23 protein-coding genes are annotated in these 22,589 nt (G+C 60.3%); 8 read left to right on the forward strand and 15 right to left on the reverse strand.

All coding sequences use genetic code 11. The features are described from left to right. The first annotated feature begins 64 nt into the window (after positions 1-64). The 3 genes from M0D69_RS26460 to M0D69_RS26470 all read left to right on the forward strand — a co-directional run bounded on the left by M0D69_RS26460 (position 65) and on the right by M0D69_RS26470 (position 2,272). The gene (locus M0D69_RS26460) at positions 65-808 is read left to right on the forward strand and encodes an SDR family oxidoreductase (protein ID WP_301784824.1); all 744 of its coding nucleotides are present in this window, start codon (positions 65-67) and stop codon (positions 806-808) included. A gap of 43 nt (positions 809-851) precedes the next feature. Then, complete coding sequence (locus M0D69_RS26465; protein WP_301784825.1) at positions 852-1,745, forward strand: SDR family oxidoreductase; 894 nt, start codon at positions 852-854, stop codon at positions 1,743-1,745. A gap of 98 nt (positions 1,746-1,843) precedes the next feature. Then, a complete protein-coding gene (locus tag M0D69_RS26470) occupies positions 1,844-2,272 on the forward strand; it encodes a hypothetical protein (RefSeq protein WP_301784826.1) in 429 nt (142 codons plus the stop codon). A gap of 181 nt (positions 2,273-2,453) precedes the next feature. Here M0D69_RS26470 and M0D69_RS26475 read toward each other — a convergent pair whose 3' ends face one another. From M0D69_RS26475 to M0D69_RS26500, 6 genes are all read right to left on the reverse strand, one after another. After that, positions 2,454-2,789, reverse strand: a complete 336-nt coding sequence (locus M0D69_RS26475) for a type II toxin-antitoxin system HicB family antitoxin (RefSeq protein WP_301784827.1) — start codon at positions 2,787-2,789, stop codon at positions 2,454-2,456. Then, entirely contained in the window at positions 2,786-3,040 is a 255-nt protein-coding gene (locus tag M0D69_RS26480; protein WP_301784828.1) for a type II toxin-antitoxin system HicA family toxin, read from the reverse strand. Before M0D69_RS26480 ends, M0D69_RS26475 begins: the two co-directional genes overlap by 4 nt. 105 nt (positions 3,041-3,145) lie before the next feature. Further along, positions 3,146-4,717, reverse strand: coding sequence for a methyl-accepting chemotaxis protein (locus tag M0D69_RS26485; protein WP_301784829.1), 1,572 nt, complete (start codon positions 4,715-4,717; stop codon positions 3,146-3,148). A 265-nt stretch (positions 4,718-4,982) separates the two neighbouring features. Further along, positions 4,983-5,366 (reverse strand): VOC family protein, encoded by a 384-nt coding sequence (locus M0D69_RS26490; protein WP_301784830.1) that lies wholly within the window; start codon positions 5,364-5,366, stop codon positions 4,983-4,985. An 86-nt stretch (positions 5,367-5,452) separates the two neighbouring features. Then, positions 5,453-6,541, reverse strand: a complete 1,089-nt coding sequence (locus M0D69_RS26495; protein ID WP_301784831.1) for a GGDEF domain-containing protein — start codon at positions 6,539-6,541, stop codon at positions 5,453-5,455. An 8-nt stretch (positions 6,542-6,549) separates the two neighbouring features. Further along, positions 6,550-7,131 carry a hypothetical protein gene (locus tag M0D69_RS26500; RefSeq protein WP_301784832.1) on the reverse strand — a complete coding sequence of 194 codons (582 nt, stop codon included), beginning with the start codon at positions 7,129-7,131 and terminating at the stop codon, positions 6,550-6,552. A 231-nt stretch (positions 7,132-7,362) separates the two neighbouring features. Between M0D69_RS26500 and ydiK the strand changes: the two genes are divergently transcribed. Both ydiK and M0D69_RS26510 read left to right on the forward strand, forming a co-directional pair. After that, positions 7,363-8,439, forward strand: coding sequence for an AI-2E family transporter YdiK (gene ydiK / locus M0D69_RS26505; RefSeq protein ID WP_301784833.1), 1,077 nt, complete (start codon positions 7,363-7,365; stop codon positions 8,437-8,439). Positions 8,440-8,662: 223 nt separating this feature from the next. Beyond that, the gene (locus M0D69_RS26510; protein ID WP_301784834.1) at positions 8,663-8,965 is read left to right on the forward strand and encodes a hypothetical protein; all 303 of its coding nucleotides are present in this window, start codon (positions 8,663-8,665) and stop codon (positions 8,963-8,965) included. A gap of 175 nt (positions 8,966-9,140) precedes the next feature. Here the strand turns inward: M0D69_RS26510 and M0D69_RS26515 are convergent, their stop codons facing one another. Genes M0D69_RS26515 through M0D69_RS26525 form a run of 3 tightly spaced genes read right to left on the reverse strand, consistent with a single transcriptional unit; the run spans position 9,141 to position 13,316 of the window. Continuing rightward, on the reverse strand, positions 9,141-10,577 hold the full coding sequence (locus M0D69_RS26515; RefSeq protein ID WP_301784835.1) for an efflux transporter outer membrane subunit: 1,437 nt from the start codon (positions 10,575-10,577) through the stop codon (positions 9,141-9,143). Positions 10,578-10,597: 20 nt separating this feature from the next. After that, on the reverse strand, positions 10,598-12,184 hold the full coding sequence (locus M0D69_RS26520) for an MDR family MFS transporter (protein ID WP_301784836.1): 1,587 nt from the start codon (positions 12,182-12,184) through the stop codon (positions 10,598-10,600). After that, complete coding sequence (locus M0D69_RS26525) at positions 12,177-13,316, reverse strand: HlyD family secretion protein (RefSeq protein ID WP_301784837.1); 1,140 nt, start codon at positions 13,314-13,316, stop codon at positions 12,177-12,179. Before M0D69_RS26525 ends, M0D69_RS26520 begins: the two co-directional genes overlap by 8 nt. 93 nt (positions 13,317-13,409) lie before the next feature. Between M0D69_RS26525 and M0D69_RS26530 the strand changes: the two genes are divergently transcribed. Next, positions 13,410-14,216, forward strand: a complete 807-nt coding sequence (locus M0D69_RS26530) for a CerR family C-terminal domain-containing protein (protein ID WP_301784838.1) — start codon at positions 13,410-13,412, stop codon at positions 14,214-14,216. 53 nt (positions 14,217-14,269) lie between these two features. On the opposite strand, the gene M0D69_RS26535 is transcribed toward M0D69_RS26530, so the two are convergent. Continuing rightward, positions 14,270-15,325, reverse strand: a complete 1,056-nt coding sequence (locus M0D69_RS26535) for a class I SAM-dependent methyltransferase (protein ID WP_301784839.1) — start codon at positions 15,323-15,325, stop codon at positions 14,270-14,272. A gap of 124 nt (positions 15,326-15,449) precedes the next feature. Then, on the reverse strand, positions 15,450-15,662 hold the full coding sequence (locus M0D69_RS26540; protein WP_301784840.1) for a DUF1059 domain-containing protein: 213 nt from the start codon (positions 15,660-15,662) through the stop codon (positions 15,450-15,452). A 272-nt stretch (positions 15,663-15,934) separates the two neighbouring features. Between M0D69_RS26540 and M0D69_RS26545 the strand changes: the two genes are divergently transcribed. Then, complete coding sequence (locus tag M0D69_RS26545) at positions 15,935-16,780, forward strand: class II aldolase/adducin family protein (RefSeq protein ID WP_301784841.1); 846 nt, start codon at positions 15,935-15,937, stop codon at positions 16,778-16,780. 12 nt (positions 16,781-16,792) lie between these two features. Here the strand turns inward: M0D69_RS26545 and M0D69_RS26550 are convergent, their stop codons facing one another. Both M0D69_RS26550 and M0D69_RS26555 read right to left on the reverse strand, forming a co-directional pair. Further along, on the reverse strand, positions 16,793-17,746 hold the full coding sequence (locus tag M0D69_RS26550; RefSeq protein WP_301784842.1) for a LysR substrate-binding domain-containing protein: 954 nt from the start codon (positions 17,744-17,746) through the stop codon (positions 16,793-16,795). Positions 17,747-17,807: 61 nt separating this feature from the next. Next, a complete protein-coding gene (locus M0D69_RS26555) occupies positions 17,808-19,100 on the reverse strand; it encodes an MFS transporter (RefSeq protein WP_301784843.1) in 1,293 nt (430 codons plus the stop codon). Positions 19,101-19,317: 217 nt separating this feature from the next. Between M0D69_RS26555 and M0D69_RS26560 the strand changes: the two genes are divergently transcribed. Beyond that, positions 19,318-19,872 (forward strand): cysteine hydrolase family protein, encoded by a 555-nt coding sequence (locus tag M0D69_RS26560; RefSeq protein WP_301784844.1) that lies wholly within the window; start codon positions 19,318-19,320, stop codon positions 19,870-19,872. A 70-nt stretch (positions 19,873-19,942) separates the two neighbouring features. Here the strand turns inward: M0D69_RS26560 and M0D69_RS26565 are convergent, their stop codons facing one another. After that, complete coding sequence (locus M0D69_RS26565) at positions 19,943-21,217, reverse strand: MFS transporter (RefSeq protein WP_301784845.1); 1,275 nt, start codon at positions 21,215-21,217, stop codon at positions 19,943-19,945. A 101-nt stretch (positions 21,218-21,318) separates the two neighbouring features. After that, entirely contained in the window at positions 21,319-22,503 is a 1,185-nt protein-coding gene (locus tag M0D69_RS26570) for a M20 aminoacylase family protein (RefSeq protein WP_301784846.1), read from the reverse strand. Positions 22,504-22,589 lie beyond the last annotated feature (86 nt).

The raw sequence follows: 22,589 nt of genomic DNA on the forward strand, positions 1-22,589 counted from the left end.
ATTATCAATCGACGTTAATGATCAATACTTCATTCCACGCACTCACCACCCAAAGGAGCAAATCATGAACACAGTCAAGAACAGCCAGGTAGCTATCGTCACGGGCGCATCGCGTGGTATTGGCGCAGCGGTGGCGCGGCGTCTCGCCAGCGACGGTTTTGCCGTGGCCATCAACTACGCATCGAGTTCGAATGAAGCCGACGCGCTCGTCTCGGAACTCACCGCGCAGGGGACGAAGGCCATCGCGATCAAGGCCGACGTAGCGAACGCCAATGAAGTCCGCGCCATGTTCGAGGCGACCGAACAGCAGCTCGGCAAGATCGACGTGCTGGTGAATAACGCCGGCGTGCTGAAGACGGTCCCGCTCGCCGATACCTCGGACGCGCTCTACGACCAGACCTTCGGTATCAACGTCCGCGGCACCTTCAACACGCTGCGCGAAGCGGCAGCGCGGATGAACGACGGCGGCAGGATCGTGAATTTCTCGAGCACCACGCTTGCCCTGAACATGCCCGGCTACGCCGTCTACAACGCGACGAAAGCAGCGGTTGAGGCGTTCACGCATGTGTTCGCGAAGGAGCTGCGCGGCCGCGGCATCACGGTGAACGCCGTTGCGCCGGGTCCGATCGCGACGTCACTGTTCCTCGATGGCAAGACCGAAGAACAGATCCAGACCTTCGCCAAAATGCCGCCGCTGCAACGCCTCGGTCAGCCCGATGACATCGCTTCGGTCGTGTCCTTCCTCGCCGGTCCGGATGCGGGCTGGGTCAACGGCCAGATCCTGCGCGCCAATGGCGGTGTTGCTTAAGAATGCAGAAACATTAGCTTATCTAAACGATTGGAGAGTCATCATGAAATCAGTCATTTTGGTAACGGGCGCAGGCACGGGTATCGGCAAGTTGAGCGCGCAGGCGCTGGCGGAAGCGGGGCACACTGTGTACGCGACTATGCGCGACGTGGAAGGCCGCAATCGCGGTCGTGCCGACGAATTGCGGGCATTGTCGGCGGAGAAGGACATTGCGTTGATTCCACTGGAACTCGACGTCCTCTCGCAGGATTCCGCCGTTGCCGCCGCCGCAACGATAGTCCGCGAGCAGGGCAGGATCGACGTGGTGATGCAGAACGCAGGACATTTGGTAGTCGGCCCGGCGGAAGCGTTCACGCCGGAAGAGATGATGAAGGTCTTCGACACCAATCTGTTCGGCGCGCAACGCGTCAACCGCGCGGTGCTGCCTTATATGCGCAAGCAGGAATCCGGGCTTGTCTTGTGGATCAGCAGCACGACGACCAAGGGCGGTTTTCCGCCGTTCATGGGCCCTTACGGCGCGGCGAAGGCAGCAATGGATTCGCTCGCCGTCACGCTCTCTTATGAACTTGCGCGCTTCGGTGTGGAGACATCGATTGTCGTGCCGGGCGCGTTCACCAGCGGCACCGATCACTTCCCGAGCGCAGGCAAACCGGCAGACACGGCGACAGCCGCAGCCTACGCCCGATACGACGGCGTGATGGACCAGATCGGCGAGCGTTTGACCGCACTGACACCGGCTAACTCAGATCCTAAAGCCGTCGCGGATGAAGTGGTTCGCATCGTCGGGCTGGAAATGGGCACGCGTCCGATGCGCTCGGTGATCGATTTTGTCGGCGACGGCGCGGCGCAGGTGCTGGAGGTATCGGAGCGAGTGCGGATCGAATTCGCGCAGCGCATCGGCATGGGCGATCTGCTTGAAGCGAAGGTGCAGCGATGATGTATGCCGGGCGTATCGTTCGCGGCGCCTGGCTTAGCCTTCTTATGCTGACGGCCGCGTGCGGTCAGCAGGGCTACGCGGAACAGGAGAGCAAGGCCATGAAAGCATCGACGACTTATTTGTATCTGCTCAGGAAGACGCCGTTTTTTACGGGTCTTGATACGGCGCAGTTGCGCTGGACCATCGGCCATTCGCGCGAGTGGGAAGCGCAGGCGGGTACGGTTGTGGCGAATTGCGCGGCGGCGGATAAGAGCGATGATTTCTGGATCTTGCTCGATGGCCGCTGGCAGGTGGAGCACGAGGGCCACACGTATCAGGCCGGTCATGCTGACGCGGGCAAGTGGTTTAGCGCTTCGGAGACGCCGGGGAGTTGCCGGTTGGTCACGACGGAACATAGCTACGTGATGAAAATCACGCGTGCCGATATGAACGACATGCTGAGCCGTGGATTCGCTTTTGAACCGCACCTGGAGCAGGGGCGTGCCTATTACCGGACGGTATTTACGGCGGCTGCGACGGGATATTGATGGAACAAATCCCTGTTGTTCACCGTTCGTGCTTCGTGGGTTTAGCTGAGCATCAGAAAGAAGCGATACACCCGCTTCTGGCACATGGAAAAACAAAAACGCCCGAACGTGCTGTCGGGCGTTTTCTCTGTCGAATATCAGATAGCTTGAATTGTGATGACACTCAGGAACGAACCGGTTGTTACACGTGTGAAGCACGTTCCAATACTTCGTCGGCCCACTGGCTGATGCTTTTGCCTGCGGCCGCGGCGGCTACGCCCACAGCAGCATGCACTTCCGGCCGTATCCGCAACATGAGTTTGCCCGATGCCGGCTTTTGCGGGTCGCGACCTGTCTTTGCGCAATCTTCAAGATAATGATCGACGGCCTCATGAAAATCCGTGGTCAGTTCAAGTACGGTTTCACCGTGAAAGCTGATGTGCTCGGACACGCCGAGCACATGCCCGACGAAAATGCTGTCGCGCGGATCGAACTCAACTCGCGCAAGATACCCCTTATAGTTCATTGCGTTTATCACGGCTTAACCCCCAATTCGATAAACCACTCTCGCACTTCTTCCACCTGATATTTTTTCGCGTCCTTGCCTGGATGCGGTCGATGCAAATATCGGCGGCGGCCATTCAACTCGAATGCCACGCGTGAGCCCGAGCCCTCCCGTATCTCACCGCCAAGCGCGATGACTAATGATTCGATTTCCGCGAGCACCACGCCGCCGCCCGTGGGCTTTTTGAATATCGCTTCGAGCGTTTTCCTGTGCTTGGCTTTCACTGTGGAATGATATCACAAATTGATATCAAAATCGCAAGCCAGCTTTTGATGAGATGAGTTTTCTGGACCCGCACCGACACAATGGCCGTTGACGTCGAGCGCCGCCTAAACCCGAAACACCGCCACCGCGACATCCAGCTGCTTGGCCTGCTGCTCAAGCGACGCCGCCGCAGCCGCCGCTTCCTCCACCAGCGCCGCGTTCTGCTGCGTCACCTCGTCCATCTGCGCGACCGCGCGATTGATCTGTTCGATCCCGCCGGTCTGCTCGTTCGATGCCGCGCTGATCTCGCTAATGATGTCCGACACACGCTTCACCGCCGCGACCACTTCGCTCATCGTCTGGCCGGCTTGCCCCGCGAGCGCATTCCCCGCCTGCACCTTGTCCGCCGATGCATTGATCAATTCCTTGATCTCTTTCGCAGCCGCCGCGCTGCGTTGCGCAAGGCTGCGCACCTCACCCGCGACCACGGCGAAACCACGCCCTTGTTCGCCCGCCCGCGCGGCTTCCACCGCCGCGTTCAGCGCGAGAATATTCGTCTGGAACGCAATCCCCTCGATCACGCCAATGATGTCCGCAATGCGCGTGGAACTCGTCGCGATGTCGTCCATCGTATGAACGACCTTGCCCACGACCGTGCCGCCGCGCACAGCAGTCGCGGATGCATCGACGGCCAGTTCGCTCGCTTGCCGCGCGTTGTCGGCGTTCTGGCGGACGGTCGCCGTCAACTGCTCCATGCTCGATGCCGTTTGCTGCAACGAAGCCGCTTGCTCCTCCGTGCGTTGCGACAAATCGATGTTGCCCGCCGCAATCTCACGCGCGCCGTGCGAGATTGCGCCCGTGCCGCCGCGCACCTGCTGCACCGTACCGACAAGACCCTGCTGCATCTTCCCAAGCGCCGCGAACAAGCGGCCCATTTCGTTGTTACGCGAGGCGTCGATGCTCGCTGTCAGATCGCCCGCGGCAATCTGTTCGAAGTGATGGATCGCCGATTCAATCGGCTTCATCACCGCCGCACTCAACGCACCACGCGCGATGAAAGCAAACACCAGCGCCAATACCGCGACAACTACCGCCGCCGTCGCCATCGTGTGGAACTGCGCTTGAGCCTGCGCATAACGGTCCTGTTGATGCGCGATCTGGAACGCTTCCACCGCGGACATCGCGTGGTCATAGGTGGCGTATAAACCATCCGCCGTCTGTACCTGGAGCGTGCGGAACGTCGTGAAATCGTTTTGCGCGAGTGCATCGAACTCAAGGTTGAGCGCCTTCGCGATCAACGCATCGCGCGCCGCTTTTGCCGCTTGCACGAGCGGCTCTTCCTGTGGATCGCGCGGCTTGGCGAGATAGGCATCGAACTCGGCATCGCTTGCTTTGAGCGTCTTGCGCGCGTTGGGCAGCAGGTCATCGCCGGCCTTGCCGAGCATGAACAGCGTCTCGAAGCTTCCGAGCGCGAGACGCACTTGGAGCAAGCGCTGCGAACTCGTCTTGAGATGCGTGATGGCGACGGTATCGGTTGCGACCATCTGCTCAAGCGCCTGGTTGCTCTGGCGCAGGCACGCAGCGGCTGCAAGCAGCACCGCCACGAGCGCGAGCGTATAACCGGCGATGGTAATCGTGAGCCCGCGGCGAATCGTAAAGTTCTTGAGCATGGTCTTGATCGCGGGCGAACGCGGCACCCGTGGTTTTCCTCGGTTGAGTCTTTGGCGTCGTTTAGTTTTCTTGAATAAACAGCGGGCGCTGCCGGTCTATGCTCAGGCGGCTCATGCTGATTGCCTTGATTGCCAGACCAGCCGATATGGCTCGTTGCGCGATTTTCACGCATGTCACGCGATGGCGACATCGGGAAATGTGCGCCTTCAGAATTTGCGTGTTCGTGCCGATAAGTGGGGGATGCTGCGCGGCGAGGGTCGTTAGTCGAATGACCACTAGCTTCAATTCGCGCTAGGCACCGATTTTGTAAGGGCGTGTCATGACCTCTAACAGATGGCCGTCAGGGTCGTCGAAATAGACGCCCCGGCCACCGTTATGACCATAAGTTTCGCCGGCGCGCTGCTTGCCTGGATCGGCCCAGTACTTGAGCCGCCGGTCACGAATCCGGGCGAAGACCTGATCGAATTCGTCTTCGCCAATCAGAAACGCGTAATGCTGCATGGAAATCGGGTCCTCGCTGTTGAAGAAGTCTAGCGAGACGCCATTGGCGAGTTGAACGACGAGCATCTGCCCGAACTCGACCGGGCTTGGCAAGTCCAGGATGTCCATGAGAAAGCGTGTCGACTTCTGCTTGTCGCGACACCAGACAATAGTGTGGTTTAGCTCGACACTCATGGTGCGACTCCTCACGGATTGCGCTCATTTCGGGGCGACGGACTCTCGTCTTTCCCTAGCTACACGATAGCCGAAAACGATCCCGATCACTTTGACCGAGTCGCGAACGCGTAGCCGTTCTTGCCGTTTCGTTTCACCTGGTACATCGTTTCGTCGGCCACCGAGACGAGATGATGGTAGTCCTCGACGGGGTCGGGGAAGCTCGCAATGCCGATGCTGGCCCGGACAAAACCGATGCCCATCTGCTCGTCCGTCTGAACCACGCAGGCGATCAGACGCTGCGCAATAGCTTCCAGTTCTGCGGTCGTTGAAAACTCGCGAACCAGCACGACGAACTCGTCGCCGCCGAAGCGCGCGACCACGTCGACTACACGCACTGTTTGACGAAAGCGCCTGGAAACGGCGATCAGGAATTTATCGCCGATGTGATGCCCGAGCGAATCATTGACCTGTTTGAATCCGTCCAGATCGACATAAAGGACGGCAATTTTCCGGCGCTTCGGATTCCCCTCTGACACCGCTGCCGTTTCCGCCAGCGTGGCAAACAATTTCCGTCTGTTTGGCAGGCCGGTCATGGCGTCGTGCAGCGCTGCATGCTCGAACTTGTGCGACTCGCCTGCCAATTGGCGAGTGCGCTTGGCATACATCCCCAGGGCCGTGATCAGCGCGCCGAATACCAACGCCGACAACACGATCAACGTGTGCGCCGCACGGGTGATACGCGTGCGTGCATCGACGCTGTCGCGATCACGCTGTTCACGCCAGTACACCGATTCCACGGCGAGCAACGCGTCTGTATCGTCGAGATTTGCATCGGGCGATAACGCGGATTGAGGGATGCGCGGTGCCGCCGACGGGCTCGCGTTCACCAGGGCGGCGAGTGATGCGATGCGAGCTGCGAGATCAACGCGTGCACGTCGATAAGCTTCCGATTGTTGCGATTGGGTGTTGCTGTTATCGGCTTGTTGCTGCCAGACGCGGACCAGGTTGCGAGCACTTTCCGCTCGTTCAACCCCTTCGAGAACGAGGCCGCTGTATTCCTGCTTCAACTGGTCCGAGAAGATTGTCTTGATTTGCAATGCCAGGAACAGAAGACCGATCAGCAGGCAAAGGAAGGATGCGCTGGCGATCGTAGCCGGGCCCGGCCTGAAGCGTATGTTGAGGACATGTCCCACTCCGCCGCTCACGGACGGGAGTAAATATCTCGCTGACCTTCGGTGTCACGCTGCCGGTAGCTCACGCGATGAAAGAATGAACCGACGCGGGTGAACAGGCTATTCGATTTGGTGCGCGACGCCGGACGGTGGCGATCCAGGCTTGCAGAACAACTCGCTCGATCCGGGCGCGTTGTGGCCAGCTTTGGTGCAGTGGTATTACGAGAAGGCGCTGCGCGGCGGTCAAGCTGGGTCGAAAAAACGGGCGCGTTCAGATCGACACTGGAAACGGTGGCTGCCGAAGGGGTCGATGAGGATAAGTCACCATAACCGGACGAAGACGTTGGTTGCGCCGCCGGCGTGGATGCGGTGATCCAGAGCGTTTGTCGCGCGTTCTCCATGGCTTCGGTGTAGGCATGCTGATCCTGGTTGAACCAGACGCCATACGCGACCGTCCCGACTACGCCGGCTGCCAGCGCACTTGCCGACGCAACCCAAAGCGCGAGACGCCCGAACCGCACAGGCGTTGTGGCAGGCGCTGGATTAGCGTCGAGGTTGAAATCTGCATCGGGGCGATCTGCGTCCGATTGCGACGCGGTATGTTTGGACATCGCAATAGTCTCCGGCCTTCCGTCTGAAATTTCGACGAAATTTGTTCTTACAATTGGGCTGCAATTTGGCGAGTGGTTTTGGAAGAATTTACCCCGCTCATCGAGGAGCAGCAATCTGGCGATACAGCAGTTAATGTGCCCGTGCCGTTCATCTGCCGGGGTCGTTCGGATGCAGTCGACATCGCACGTCCGGGTGGGCAAACTGTAGGACTTTTCTAACGGGAGTAAACGGTGAATCCAAAACAGCCAGTTGATATTGCACGGATTCTGCTCGTGATCGTCATCCTGTCTGCGTTGATGGTCGGCAGCCTCTATATCCTGCGGCCGTTCCTTCCCGGGATTATCTGGGCGACCACCATCGTGGTTGCTACCTGGCCGGTGATGCTGGCAGTTCAACGCCGCTGCGGCAATCGCCGGTGGCTGGCCACTGCAGTGATGCTGATTATCCTGCTGGTTGTGATCGTGCTGCCGCTCTATGAAGCCATCTCGACATTGGCTCTCCATGGGAGCGACATCATGGCGGCCATCAAGGGTCTGCCCAGCTATGCGCTGCCGCCGCCGCCCGGCTGGGTCGGCGATATTCCGCTAGCCGGCCAGCGCGCCGCGCACGAATGGCAGACGCTGTCGGACGCCGGGCCGGGCGGCCTGCTGGCGAAGCTGGAGCCGTATGCGACGATCGCTGCACGCTGGATGCTCGGTCATGCTGCGCTCGTGGGGGTGTTCGTGATGCACATGTTCGTCACGATCATTATCTCGGGCATTCTCTATAACCAAGGTGAAGCAGCGGCCCGATTCGTTGCACGCTTCGCAACCCGGCTCGCCGGCCAGCGCGGCGCGGAAGCTATCAAGCTGGCGGGACTGTCGATTCGCGCGGTCGCGCTCGGGATTGTCGTGACGGCGGTGGCGCAGTCCGCGCTGGGTGGGATCGGCCTGTGGATAGCGGGTGTCCCCGCGGCCGGAATACTGACCGCGCTGATGCTCATGTTGTGCCTGGCCCAGATCGGCCCCATGCTGCCCTTGCTCGGCGGCGTCGCGTGGCTTTTCTGGCATGACGCAACCGTAGCCGCGATTTTGCTGTTGATCTGGTCGGTGGTGGTCGCGATGCTCGACAGCTTGCTGCGGCCGGTCTTGATCAGGCGCGGGGTGAATCTCTCAATGCTTTTGATCTTGTCCGGTGTGTTGGGCGGCTTGTTTGCGTTCGGGATCGTCGGCCTGTTCATCGGTCCCGTGATCCTGGCGGTGACGTCGACGCTGTTGGAGGCGTGGATCGACGAGCCTCCGCCGGTACAGCAAATCGATGCAACATAGCTTGAATATAGGGGCGCGGGCGCTTCCGCTGCCCCTACACTCGCTTGTGCATTCTCTTTATCCGTGTCAATCTATTTCGCGTTCGCCGCGGGATGTTTACAATCTCCAAAGCGGCGACCAGTGCCACGCGAGCCCTCCGTTTCCACGGTTAAAAAAAGAAGAAAAAGCCTTCCGGCGCGGCAGCAGTTTCATTCAGGTGCTTCATTAATAGACGGAGTCAGCCATGTCTATTTTTGCCATTGATGGTGTTCGTTGGACCAATGATCGCGTCACTCATGTACGTTGGGGCAATGTCGATGAATTGACGGCCATCTGGACGACAGTCCCCAAAGTCGTGGATGTGGACCGCGTGGTGAAAGCCCTGGAGAAGGGAGAACAGGTCCGGACGGTGTTCAAGCTCGGTGGTCGAAGCTATCTGGGTCCTCAGGTTAGTTCCATCCCGTACGCTAACGGCCATATCGGAATCGAAACCTCCTTTGAAGAGGGTCGGATTGAAAAAACGTTGGAAGACCTGCCAAACGTTTAATCGAAACAACTCACTTCATTCCATTCAGCAGCGGCGCTGGGAGCACGCTTGGCGTGTCGCGGTAATTGCGCTTGGGCCAAGCTTGCCCGTTAAGTTCACTTGTCGAGGAGCGACGGTTCCGGCTCGTCGGAATAAATCTCCGCAAGCAGCACGCCGGCAAGCCAAAGCGCTCACGTCACCCCTGCACGCGCCAGCCGAGCCCCAGGCTCTTCTGCAACGACACAAAATCCTTCAGCAGTTCAGCTTGTCCCGCAACCACGTTCTGTTGCGCGCTGAACTGCGTGCGTTGTGTATCGAGCAAGTCGATCAGGCTCGACGTACCCGCGGTATAGCGTTGACGCATCAACGTAGCCGAGCGGTCCGCCGACGCCTGCACCTGCTGGAGCGTGGCGAGATGTTCACGCTGATGCCCATAACGCGAGAGCGAAGTATTCGCGTCCTGCAACGCGGCGAGCACCGTATGCGCGTATTTCGCATCGGCCTCGTCACGCGACGCCTCGGCGCCGTGAACGCTTGAAAGGGTGCGGCCGAAGTCGAGCACATTCCACTGCAGATAAGGCGCGCCGATCCAGCTGAAATTGTTCTGGCGCAAAAGATGGCCCGGGTTGGCGGCGGTATAGCCTATGTCGCCGAACAAGGTCACCTTCGGGAAAAAGTCAGCCTTGTGCTCGCCGATCTGGGCATTGCTGGAGGCCAGCCGCCGTTCCGCCGCGCGAATATCGGGCCGTTGCTGCAACATTGAAGCAGGGTCGCCGACAGGCACGGACGCGGGCAAGGCCGGCATGGGCCGCAACGCCGACAGCTCCTGATCGAGCGCGCCCGGAGCCTGGCCCGTCAACACCGCAAGCTGGTCGAGCGACGCCTCCACTTGTTCGTCGAGCGGCGTCAGCGTCGCGCGCGTGTTTTCGACCTGCGTGGTCAGCCGCTCGACATCGACATCCGCCGCCGTGCCGTGTGCGCGACGCTGCTGGGTCAACGTGAGCATCCGCTGTTCGATCTCCGCCGAGCGTTGCGCAAGGGTCAGGCGCTGCTGCTCGTCACGCAGATCGACATAAGCCTGTGCGACTTCCGCCGCGAGCGACACTTGTGTGTCGGCGAGATCGGCGTCGACTGCGTCCGCTTCCGCGGTTGCGGCTTCGACCGCGCGTCGCGTACCGCCGAACAGATCGATCTCCCACGTTGCATCGAAGCCTGCTGTGTAGAGCTGAAGCGGCCCTCCACCGGACGATGACAACGCACTGAGATTAGGCTGACGCATGCGTAACGCGGCGGCATCGACCGTGCCCTTCGGCATGCCGTTCGCTTTCTCGTGCTGCAATTGTGCGCGTGACTCACGCAGACGCGCCTGCGCGGCGTGAATGTCCGGGTTGTGCGCGAGTGCGGCGTCAATCAGCGTGTTCAATTGCGGATCGTTGAGCGCAAGCCACCATTGATTCGGCGCGCGTGTCGACACGATGCCAACCGCGGGCACGCGCACGAAGTTCGCGGCGCGTGCTGCGTCGGGAGCCACCTGCGGCGCACCGGCGTAGTCAGGGCCGACCGTGCAAGCCGAGATGGCGCAGACGGCTGCCAGCAGCGTAAGAAATAGAGGAGCAAAAGGGCGAGAGAACATCGTGGATATCTTAAGGGCCGTCAATGACCGGCGGACGGCGCAACGGGGCCGCGCGGAGTCTTCAGAAGGAGTGCCAGCGGCACGCAGGCAAGCAGCGCGATACCCAGCAGATAGAAGGTTTCAGAGTACGTCATGACGATTACCTGCATCTGGATCTGCGCCGCAATCTGTCCGAGCGCACGCATCTTGGCGTAGGCCATGTCGCCGGTTTGCGCGAACCAGTTCGCGGCGCTCGACGTCAGGCGCTCCTGTCCCACCAGTGAATTGGCCGTCAGCGATTGGCGGATCATCGCGGTATGAAACGTGGTGCGCCGGTCGATCACGGTCCCGATGATCGCCAGCCCGACCGAGCCGCCGAGATTGCGGGCCATGTTGTAGAGACCGGCTGCATCGCCGGAATCTTCGCGCGAGACCGCGGCCATCGACGCCTGGTTCAACGGCATGAGTGCAAGGATTTGCGCAAAGCCGCGGATCAGTTGGGACCAGAAAAAGTCGTGCCCGACACTCTGCGCAGTCAGGTTGATGTCGAGCATGCAGCTCAACGCAAACAACACCAGTCCTGCGATCACGAGCATGCGAAAGTCGAGCTTGCCGAGAATACGCGGCAGCACCGGCATGATCAGGAAGGCAGGCACACCCGATATCAGCATGACCGCGCCGGCTTGCTGCGCGTTGTAGCCGGACACAATGCCGAGGAACTGCGGCAGCAGATACGACACACCATACAGACCTGCACCGACAGCAAACACAATGACAATAACGCTTGCATAACGCGGGTTGCGCAGCAGGTTCAGACGCATGATCGGCTTCTTCGCGATGAACTGCGAAACGGCGATCAACACCATGCCGGCAAGCGTCACGCAGGTCAGCGTGACGATCATGCTCGACTCGAACCAGCGTTCACGCTGGCCTTCTTCGAGCACCACGGTCAGCGAGCTCAGGCCAATCGTGAGGCCGACAATGCCGACCCAGTCAGCTTTGAAAAAAGTCTCCCAGTGAGGCCGGTCCGAGGGCAGTCCGACGATCAGCAACGTGATCAATGCAATACATACGGGGAGGTTGATAAAAAAGCACCACGACCAGCTGATGTTCTCCGCCAGCCATCCGCCGAGCACTGGTCCCAGCAACGGGCCAAGCAACACGATCAGCCCGAACATCGTCATGCCGACTGGCATCTGCGAGCGCGGCAGTCGGGTGCGGATAATGGTCTGCGCCGTCGGGATCATGGCGCCGCCGGCAAAGCCCTGGCCGATGCGTCCGGCGATCATCATGGGCAGGCTGTGCGACCATCCGCACATCATCGAGAACAAGATGAACAGCGTGGCATTGGCGAGCAGAAAATTACGCAGGCCGAACACGCGCGTAAGCCATGCAGCGAGCGGGATCATCACGATCTCGGACATGAGGTAGCCGGTCGAGATCCACGTACCCTCGGTCCCGGTCGCGCCGATCTCGCCCTGGATCTGCGGCAAGGCCGAGTTCGTGATCGAGATGTCCAGCGTGGCCATCAGCGCGCCCAGCGAGCCGGCGGCAACGGCGAGCCAGTCCGTCGCGCTCGCGCGCTCAGCCTCGGGTGCTGCAGGCGACGAAGCGGTCGCCTCAGCCATGGTTGTTCTCGGCTTCGATGCGCTTGTCGCCCTCGCGTGAGGACCGCGTGTCGACGTCGGCGGTTACCGATAAACCCGGCAGCAACACGCTGCGTGTTTCCGGACCTGTCTCAATGCGAATGCGCACGGGAATGCGCTGGACGATCTTGGTGAAATTGCCGGTGGCGTTCTCGGGTGGCAGCAGCGCGAACTGCGCACCGGTGCCCGGTGCGAAACTGTCGACCACGCCGTGCAGATCCGTGCCGGGCAGCGCATCCACATGCAGGATTACGGGCTGGCCGACACGCATATGGCCGACCTGCGTTTCCTTGAAATTGGCGGTCAGATAGGTGCTTTGCACGGGCACGACCGACAGCATTCGTGTGCCGGGCTGGACGTATTGACCGACCCGGACCGAGCGGTCGCCGACCTTGCCGGCTAACGCGCTGCGCACGACTGTGTCCTGCAAGTCGAGGTGCGCTTGCCGCGCGCTCGCCTCCGCTGCGTCGAGCTGGGCACGTGCCTGGGCGATCTGCGCAGTCGTGGCGGCGATCTGTGTCTCGGCGGCATCGACGGCAGCGGTGTTGGCCGCGAGCGTCGCCAGCGCCTGATCGCGCGTGCTGGTCAACTCAGCCAGCCGTTCGCTGGTTTCGGCGCCGGTGGCCGCGAGCGGGGCGTAGCGCTGGACTTCATCGCGGGCATGCTGGGCGCTCACACGGGCAACTTGCTGCTGCGCTTTTGCCCGTTCGATATTGGCGTGCTGCTGCAGGATATCGGCTTGCGCGCGTTGAATGTCCGCGGCGCGCGCGGCGATGGTCGCCTGGGCCTGATCGAGCGCAACCTGGTACTGGCGGGTATCGAGCCGCACGAGCGGGTCGCCTGCCTTGACCACGGCGTTGTCGCCTACATAGACGTCGGTCACGTAGCCGCTGACCTTGGGTGCGACGGTGACGCTATCGGCTTGCAGATAAGCGTCGTCGGTGCTTTCGATAAAGCGCCCGACCGTCCACCAGCGCGCAAGCCAGATTCCCGCAAGGACAATCACAACGATCCCGAGCAGGACGAGGATCAGGCGTTTTCCCGATCGCCGTGCGGGCGAAGCGGCGGAATCTTGCGGCACTTCCTGCGGCGGCGATCCTACTGTTGTTGACATCGTTGATCCAAATTATTCCAATCGGAACAATTATTCCGATTGGTAAAATTGTGTCAAGTGATATATTTTGTAATATTGAAGGGAGAGGCATGAATGAATGTCACAAAACGGCTACGCCGTCCATCGGCCGGTGGATATGTGCGAGGCGACGAGACAAGGCTGCGAATCATCCAGGCCGCGATCGAATCATTTGGCGAGCACGGTTTCGAGAGTGCGTCCACGCGTGACATCGCCGCGCGCGCTGGCGTCAATGCACCCGCGCTGCAGTATTACTTCGAGAATAAAGAGGGGGTCTATCGCGCGTGTGCGGAATACATCGCCGACGCTTCCTGGGAGACCTTCGAGCCAGTCGTGACTCACGCGGCCGAGGTGTTGAGCAAGGACAGCGACACACCGGTGCTGATCGATGCGTTCATCCGCATTCAGGAAGCGGTTGCGGATCGCATGTTCCTGAAGGCTTGCGGCCCGACTAACCAGCGGCTTTTTTTCGCGCGTGAACAGACGGGGCATGAGCCCTCCATTGCATCGGAGATCTTGACCCGGCGCTTGCGACAGCCTTTAAACGATGTCGGCTCGAGGTTGATTGCACGCATCACGGGCACGAACCCCGACGATCCGCTGGCGTTGATCCGGATGCTGAGTTTGCACGGACAACTGTTGATGTTCCATGTTGCGCCGCGCACGACGCTTGCGTTGCTTGGATGGACGGAGATTGACGCCGAGAAGGGCGAATTGCTCAAGGCGACGGTACGCACGCAGACTCGAATTTTGCTTGAGCATTGGAGTAGGGAGGCTCTTGCGAACGCGCGCGAATCGAGCGGGAGCAAGAAGCCGGTTGCGCGGGCGGTGGCGAAAAAAACAGCTGCCCGCAAGAGCGTGACGGCTTCGGCGAAAAAGTAAGGTCCGCGCGGTGGTTCCCGCCGAGAAACGGAGGGAACCACCTCACTCACGTCTTATCGCCGCGCTTCAAAAACCAGATTGAACGGCGTTGCCGTGGCCCGGCGGAATTGTGTGAAGCCTCCTTCGGTGACCACATCGTGAATCCGCCGCTCGCCCGCTTGCGCGCCCAGGCACATCGCACCCGCTTGTGCTCGCGAAGCCGGCGTACAGATTAGCGTGGACGCCGAGTAAAAGATCCGCCCAATCGGATTCAGGTTCCCTTCAAGCGTGTCGTTGGCGAACGGTTCGACGATCATCCAAGTGCCATCGCTGTCTAAAGTTTCAAACACGTGACGCGATGCGCCGAGCGGATCCCCCATGTCATGAAGACAGTCGAACATGGTGACGAAGTCGTAGTCGCGTCCAGGGTAATCGCTGGCAGAAGCGACCTCGAAACTCACGCGGTCCCCTACGCCGGCAGTTGCTGCTGACTCCCGCGCGTGCTCGATAGATGCCTCGTGATAGTCATAACCGACGAACGTCGACTGGGGATAGGCCTGCGCCATGATGACGGTGGACGCACCGTGCCCGCAGCCGATATCGGCTACACGTGCGCCGTTTTTCAACTTCGCCTCGATGCCGCCAAGCGACGGAATCCAGTCGCTCACGAGATACGCGGCATAACCCGGCCGGAAGAAACGCTCCGTGCCGTGAAAGAGCGAGACGTCGTGCTCGTGCCATCCAACCCCCAGCCCGGTCTTGAACGACTTCACCATCTTCGGGATGATCTTGAACTGGGCGACAGCAATCTGGAACGCGCCCGGGATGAATGCCGGACTGCCTTCCTCGGCGAGCGCAAAGGACTGTTCCTCGCTGAGGCTGAAGCGTTCCGACGCGGGATCGTAGTTGACATAGCCGCTCGCGGCCTGCGCGCTAAGCCATTCGCGAACATAGCGCGCGTCGGTCTCGGTTGCCTGGGCGAGTTCGTCCGCACGCAACGGCTTGGCGGCGAGCGCCTTGTAAAGCCCGAGTTGATCGCCAACGACTACGGTGGCCGCATGCATCACGGCGCCGAGATCGTGGACAAAACCTCCCATGAATGCATCGAGTTTTGACTGGTCAACTGCCATGATGCGCTCCCTTAAAAGCCCCCCGGTTGAAATGCGCGGTGTCGAACGAACAATCTGTTCGTCATACTTATCGATGTATCGGCGCCGCTGCGCGGAAATGCGCTGTTGATTGCCTGGCAGCAAGTTATCCGGCGCGCGGAGAATCGACCGGCGGCGTGCCTTGGTGGAACATCGCGCTCAGCTGTGAACGCAGCTCGGGAGAGTCGGCATGTTTGTGGACGGACACGGCGTGCTGGACGGCCGCATCCAGGAGTTCCTGGTCAGAGTCCGCGGACAGCGCGACGGTGCAATTCATTTCGCTTGGAAACTCGCGGCAGTCGATGTATTTGCGGGTCATGGCGTCATTCCCCATTACGTAATACGGAGTTGATCGACGGGGTTAACCGAATTAGCGCCATGTATTTCTCAATGTATAGCGCCTGCGAAAATTATAGGTCGCTGACATGAGGCTTGCGAACTGATTCACCGTTATTCCGGCCATGGAATCCACGCCTGTAAAGGGGCATGGCTTTTATATCGCTAGCGATATAAAAGCCTGCAACCTGATGCGTTGTGAGCGCAAGACGCAATCCTGTGACATATCGTCGATAGACGGTGTTATGCGCCCGCATGAAAATCGAACCTTCGATCATTAGGAATGTAGGGGGCGTGATGGGTCATGCGGAGTTCCAGGAGCGTCGAATTCCCAAGCCGATAGGCGGGGATCTGCCGGAGCCACCGGTATTCTCTAGCGTCGACGATGAGCGCCGGTATCACAAGCTGAAACTCGCTGCCGCGTTTCGCATTTTCGCGCGCTTCGGGTTGGCCGAAGGTATCGCGGGACATATCACAGTGCGCGATCCGGAGTTCCACGACCGCTTCTGGGTCAATCCCTACGCGCAGCATTTTTCTTTGATTCATCCCGATGACCTCGTCTGTATCGACGAGGACGCCAACGTCTACCACGGCACGGGTCCTGTGAACGCGGCAGCGGCGGCGATCCATTGCGGTATTCACGGCGCCAATCCCGATGTCGTGGCGGCCGCCCACACGCATACCACCTACGGCCGCGCGTTTTCCGCACGCTCGCGGCTGCTAGCGCCGCTCAACCAGGAAGCCTGTCTTTTCTATGAAGACCAAGTCCTGTTTCACGGCGACGTGGTTGTGCTGGCCGCCGACGAAGGCCGCCGCATCGCGGAGACGATGGGAACCAAACGAGCCGCCATCCTGCTCAATCATGGCTTGCTGACGGTGGGCTCGTCGGTTGACTCGGCGGCGTATCGCTTCATCGCAATGGAGCGCTGCTGCCAGGTGCAGTTGCTGGCCGAAGCAGCCGGCCCGATCGAGCCGCTCAACGAAGCCGAAGCGCGGGAAACGCGCGAACAATTAGGCTCGGATTATGTAGCGTGGCTCGGCTTTCAAGGGCTCTACCAGCAACTCCTGCGCGACAGCCCAGACCTGCGCGAGTACCTCTGAACGCGAGCGTATTCAGGTCGGCGAGAACGTGGTTTCGGTCACGTCCTCGCGTTCGCGCTGGCCCCAGCCGTCGCGATACTCGCGCACGGCCGACGTCAGCCATCCATCGAAACGCTTGAGCGGTTCCCAGTCGCGTTTCTGCTCGGGGAACGAGTAATAGACGGTCTCGGGATTCGGAATAGCGTGGGCGTGAACTTGAACCAGCGCGCCCGCCCGTAGTTCACGATCGATAAGAATGCGCGGCAGCAACGCGACGCCCAATCCCGAGATTGCGGCGTTGATCGCCATGATGAACATGTCGTAATGCTGGTTCGACGCACTGTGTTTGATCACTTGCGGACCCGCTGTTTCGGACCACGCCAGCCACGCACGCGGCAGGTCGCGCGTGTGAATCCACGGCATGGCACCGATCTCCGCAACGCTCAAGCCGCCGCGTCCGTTAGCCAGGGTCGGCGCGCAGACTGCCAGGATCTTGTCATCGCTGACTAGCGGCTGGCCCGGCATGGCAGGCCATAAACCCTGGCCAAAATAGATCGCGGCGTCGAAGCTCGAGTCGTCGAAGAAAGTTGGCTGGTCACGGCCCATGATGTGGAGTTGCAGGTCCGGATTCCGCTCGTAGAAATCATGCAGGCGCGGAATCAGCCACTGCGCCGCGAAGGTCACGCCGACCGCGAGTTGGATGGGAACCTCGCTCTGCTTGCGTACGACTTCGAGCGTGTCGCGACGAATCTGGTCGAGGTGTACCCGGATGCGCCGCGCGTATTCCGCGCCCGCCGGGGACAATACCAGCCGCTGGCGGACCCGTTCGAACAGCGTGATGCCGAGATGCGCTTCAAGCTCGTTGACCTTCTTGCAGACAGCACCGTGCGTTTGCGAAAGCTCGAGCGCCGCCTTCGAAAAACTTTCATGGCGCGCAGCTGCTTCAAACGCTTGCAGCGCACTGAGACTGGGCACTCCGCGACGCATCGGCAATCCTTTGGATCAAGAGGAACAAACCCGCATTCACCGATGATAACGCCACATAATCTCACTCGCTGGCAAGCCCGGCCGCATCGATTTTGTTCCGGCCCGCTTCGAGCAACACAACCACGGCGGACGCGATCACCATTGCCACTGCAATGCCGATGAACGCCAGCACGAACGTACCCGTCGCATCTTTCACCCAGCCGATGAAATACGGCAGCAAGAATCCCGACGACACCCCAATGCTTGTAATCAACGCGATGCCCGCTGCGGCGGCGCGATCGGTGAGGATGCGGCTAGGCAGTTGCCAGAAGGTCGTGATGCTGCAAAAGCACGCCGACGTGCCGATCGCGAGCGCGACGATTGTCTGATAGGGAGATCTCAACAACAGCGCCACGGAGAGCGATGCCGCGCACACCAGGAGTGGTCCCGCTACATGCGCCGCGGTGATTTGCCTGCGGCTGACCAGGCGTCCCCAGACGAGCGTGGCGATGACTGCGACACCGAACGGGATCGCCGTGATGAGGCCGATGTCCATGATGCTGTATTTCACGCCGAACGTCACTTCAAACGTCTTGACCACTTGCGGCAGGAAATAAAGCAAGCCGATGATGCCGGCATTGGTGCCGAAATAAACGATGCCTAGCGCCCAGACTTTCGGGTTCTTAAGGGCATTCAAGGCGCTGGAAGGCGAGGTCGCGGCAGCGGCCTGAGCCTGTTCGTCGGCAAGCGCTGCTGCAATCTCGCTTTTATCCGCCGCCGATAGCCAGCGTGAATGCGAGGGATCGTCGGCCAGCCAGAAATAAGCGACGACACCAAGAATGATGGCCGGCAGGCCTTCGAGCAGGATCATCGCACGCCAGCCGGTGACGCCGGACACGTTTGCATGCGCCATGAGCCACGTGGAAACCGGCGCACCGAGCACTCCGGTCAGCGGAATCGCGGTGACGAACAGCGACATGACCCACACGCGATTACGCGCGGGCATCCAGAGCGTGAGGTAATACACCATGCCGGGAAACAGGCCGGCTTCGAATGCACCGAGAAAGAAACGCGCGACAAACAGCCAGTGCGCGCTGGGCACAAAGCTGGTCAACGATGAAAGCAGTCCCCAGCTAAGCAGGATGCGTGTCATCCAGAGGCGCGCGCCGAAGCGATGCATGCAGAGGTTGCTCGGCACCTCGAAGAGAATGTAGCCGAGAAAAAACAGGCTGGCGGACAGGCCGTATTGCGCTGCCGTCATGTGCAGTTCGGCGTTCATTGTCAACGCGGCATAACCGATGTTCGCGCGGTCCAGTTGATTCGCGATGTACATCAGGATCATCAACGGGGCGAGCCGCCAGGCGATTCGCTTCATCAACGGGTCTGAGATTGCAGGTTTGAGCACACCGGTGTCCATGTGGTCCCTTGAATGCACGCATTGAGCGATGGTTCGAGTGGATTAGGCACCGGGCAAAAGGGCGCGACAATGCACGAAAAATATTGAGTCTGTGAGTAAAAGTCACAGGTCGTGCAGGACGCACAGGTCGGGTAAGGCGTGCAAGCTCGACTACGGTTTTCTCGGGAGAATAAACATGGCGGCAGCGCTGATTGTGGTCGACGTGCAGGAGGGACTGTTCCGGCCGAGCCCTTCACCGGCATCGTCTGAAAGTGTTTTTGCCCGCATCAACGAACTGACATCGCGGGCGCGTGCCGCCCGCGTTCCGGTGATTTTCGTCCAGCATGAAAGCGTAACGGACGACCTTGAATATGGCACGCCGGGCTGGGCTCTCGCCGAAGAGTTGCACGTGCAGGCGTCCGACGAGATAGTGCGGAAGACAACATCGGACTCGTTCTTGAGGACGAGCCTTGGATCGATACTTGAAAGGAACGGCGTGTCCAACGTCGTCATATGCGGCTACGCCACGGAGTTCTGTGTCGATACCACAGTGCGTCGCGCAGCCGCTCTCGGGTACAACGTGACGCTCGCGGCCGACGCACACACCACGCACGACAAGAACCACGCCACGGCGGCATGGATTGTCGAGCATCACAACGCGACTTTGGCGGGGATCGAAAGTTTCGGTCCGACCATACAGGCAGTCGCCACCGCGGATATTCGCTTCGATGCCGGTGAAGCGTTGACGTGATCGCTGTCACTTCATGAAAAAAGGCTGAACGTGCAAGCGTTCAGCCTTACATTTTGCCCCTGAACGAACGTCAGGCCAGCTCGCGCCCACCGGTTTCCTCCAGCATCGAAACGGCGATCAGCGAAATGATCACGCATACGATCATGTACCACGCGGGTGCCATCGTGTTGCCGGTAACCTTGATAAGCCACGCAACAACCAGTTGTGCCGAGCCGCCGAACACTGACACAGCCACCGCATACGCACTCGCCAGATAACCGGCGCGCACATGCTTCGGAAAGTTTTCCGGCATGAGGGCATAAGCGGGTGCCGAACCCATGGTGTAGAACAGCATCAGAAGCACGATTAATCCCACCATGACCGGCAACGAAGGAAACTGGTTCATCAGCCAGAACGCGGGATAAAGCAGCACAATCAGCACGATGCGTCCAACGAGGATCAGCGGCTTGCGTCGTTGCATCTTGTCCGATAGCGCGCCCCAGACCGGACACAGCATCAGCGAAACGATAGCCGCGAAGATCGATACCAGCATGGAAAGCTTCGCCGGCATCTTCAGATACTGAATCGAATAAGTCGGGATGTAATACATGAGGACGTAGGTGGCGACTGTCATGCCCATGATGGCAAATACGGTCAGGAACCACTTGCGCACCAGGGCCGGCTCCAGACTCGACTTTGTTGCCTTTGCCTGCTTCGGCGGCTCTTCCATAATGTGCCGGCGCAGATACACGCCGACCGGCATGATCAACGTGCCGATCAGGAACGGCACTCGCCATCCCCAGTCGAGCAGTTGCTCGCTGCTCAAGTGATAAGTAAGCAGTGCCGCGATACCGGAACCCATCAGCGCAGCGGCGCCTTGGCTCGCGAGTTGCCAGCTGGCGCGAAAGCCACGGCCTTTGGCTGAACCGGTCTCGAGCAGCGTCGCGGTAGCGGCGCCGAACTCGCCGCCTTGCGCGAATCCTTGCAGCAGGCGAGCAAAGATGATCAAGGCCGGAGCGGCTAAGCCAATGCTCGCGTAAGTCGGCGCAAGGCCGATCATGGCCGAGCCAATCGCCATCAGGAAAATGGTCAGGGTCAGCGCGGCACGCCGGCCTCGTTTGTCCGCGTAGTGGCCAAGCACGAAGCCGCCCACCGGCCGCGAGATGAAACCTATCGCAAATGCGGACAGCGCGAGCAGCGTGGAGACAACCGGGTCGTGCGCCGGGAAGAAAAGCTTGGCGATCGTCAGCGCGAAAAAGCTATAGACGGTGAAGTCGAAGAACTCGAGCAGGTTGCCGATAATCGCGGCAATCACGATCTTGCTTTGTGAAACGGCTTTAGCGGGCTGGGCTGTAATGACTGACATGGAAGTCCCGTGAATGCTTGGGTCGTGCGCACGGCTAAACGCGATGCCGGGGCATCGCGCAGTGCACAAGGTCTGTTTCTATCGATTAATGCGCTTGAAGCTTATTGCGCGAGGAAACGCTCGACCAGACGCGTCCAGTAGGCCGCGCCGACGGTGAGGTTGTCGTCGTTGAAGTCATAGGACGCGTTATGAAGCATGGGCGCGCCTTCTCCGTTGCCCAAGCGCAGGAAACATCCCGGCTTCTTCTGCAGGTAGTAAGCGAAGTCTTCGCTGCCTGCAATCGGGCCGAAGTTATCGACTACGCGGTCGTCACCGACCAGTTCGCGCGCTACCTGCAGCGCCAGCTCCGTCTCGGCCTGACTATTGACCACAACCGGATAACCGGGGACGTACTCGATCTCCGCCCGCGCGCCATACGCACTCGCATGAGCGTCCGTGAGCGCGCGGATACGTGCTTCGAGCAGCTTGCGGACATCGGCGTTGAACGAACGCACGCTGATCTGCAAACGCGCCGACTCGGGAATCACGTTGGCGGCATGACCCGCGTTAAAGGCGCCGACCGTGACCACGGCCGTTTGCATCGGGTCGATACTGCGCGCGACTACCGTTTGCAAGGCAGTCACCAGCGCCGCGCCGATCACCACCGGGTCGACGGCAAGATGCGGGCGCGCTGCGTGGCCGCCGCGGCCGTGAATGGTGATGTTGACTGTGTCGGATGCCGCCATGAAGGGGCCGCTGCGGAACATGAACGTACCCGTCGGAAAGCCGGGATGGTTGTGCAAACCGAAGATGGCCTCGCAGGGGAAACGCTCGAACAGGCCGTCGGCGATCATTCGCATGGCGCCGCTGTCCGCACCGATTTCTTCGGCAGGCTGGAACACGAGATGAACCGTGCCGTTGAAGGCACGCGTGCGCGCAAGGTGGCGCGCGGCGCCCAGGACCATCGTGGTGTGGCCGTCGTGGCCGCAGGCGTGCATCAGGCCCGCGTTGCGGCTGGCGTACGGCAGCCCGGTCTCTTCGGCGATCGGCAATGCGTCCATGTCCGCACGCACGGCCACGGCGCGCGATCCCGTACCCGCTGTGAGCGACGCGACCATGCCCGTCCCGCCCAGGCCGCGTGTCACCTTGTAACCCCAGCTTTCGAGGTTCTGCGCAACGAGGTCGGAGGTCTGGAACTCCTTGTAGGCCAGCTCCGGATTTTGATGCAGGCGATGACGGATCTCGCTGAGTTCATCGCGGAGATCCGTCGTGTCGTTCAGGGAGCAAAAGCCTTGGGTATTTTCCATGGTCGTTGTTGTCTTGCGTAAGAAATGAAATGGAAGGGGGCAGTATTCTGCTGCAAAATCCGCTAATCAATGACGTTTCTTAGCCG

Origin of the sequence: Caballeronia sp. SEWSISQ10-4 2 (assembly GCF_030464885.1) — a bacterium.
In the GTDB taxonomy this organism is placed as follows: Bacteria; Pseudomonadota; Gammaproteobacteria; order Burkholderiales; family Burkholderiaceae; genus Caballeronia.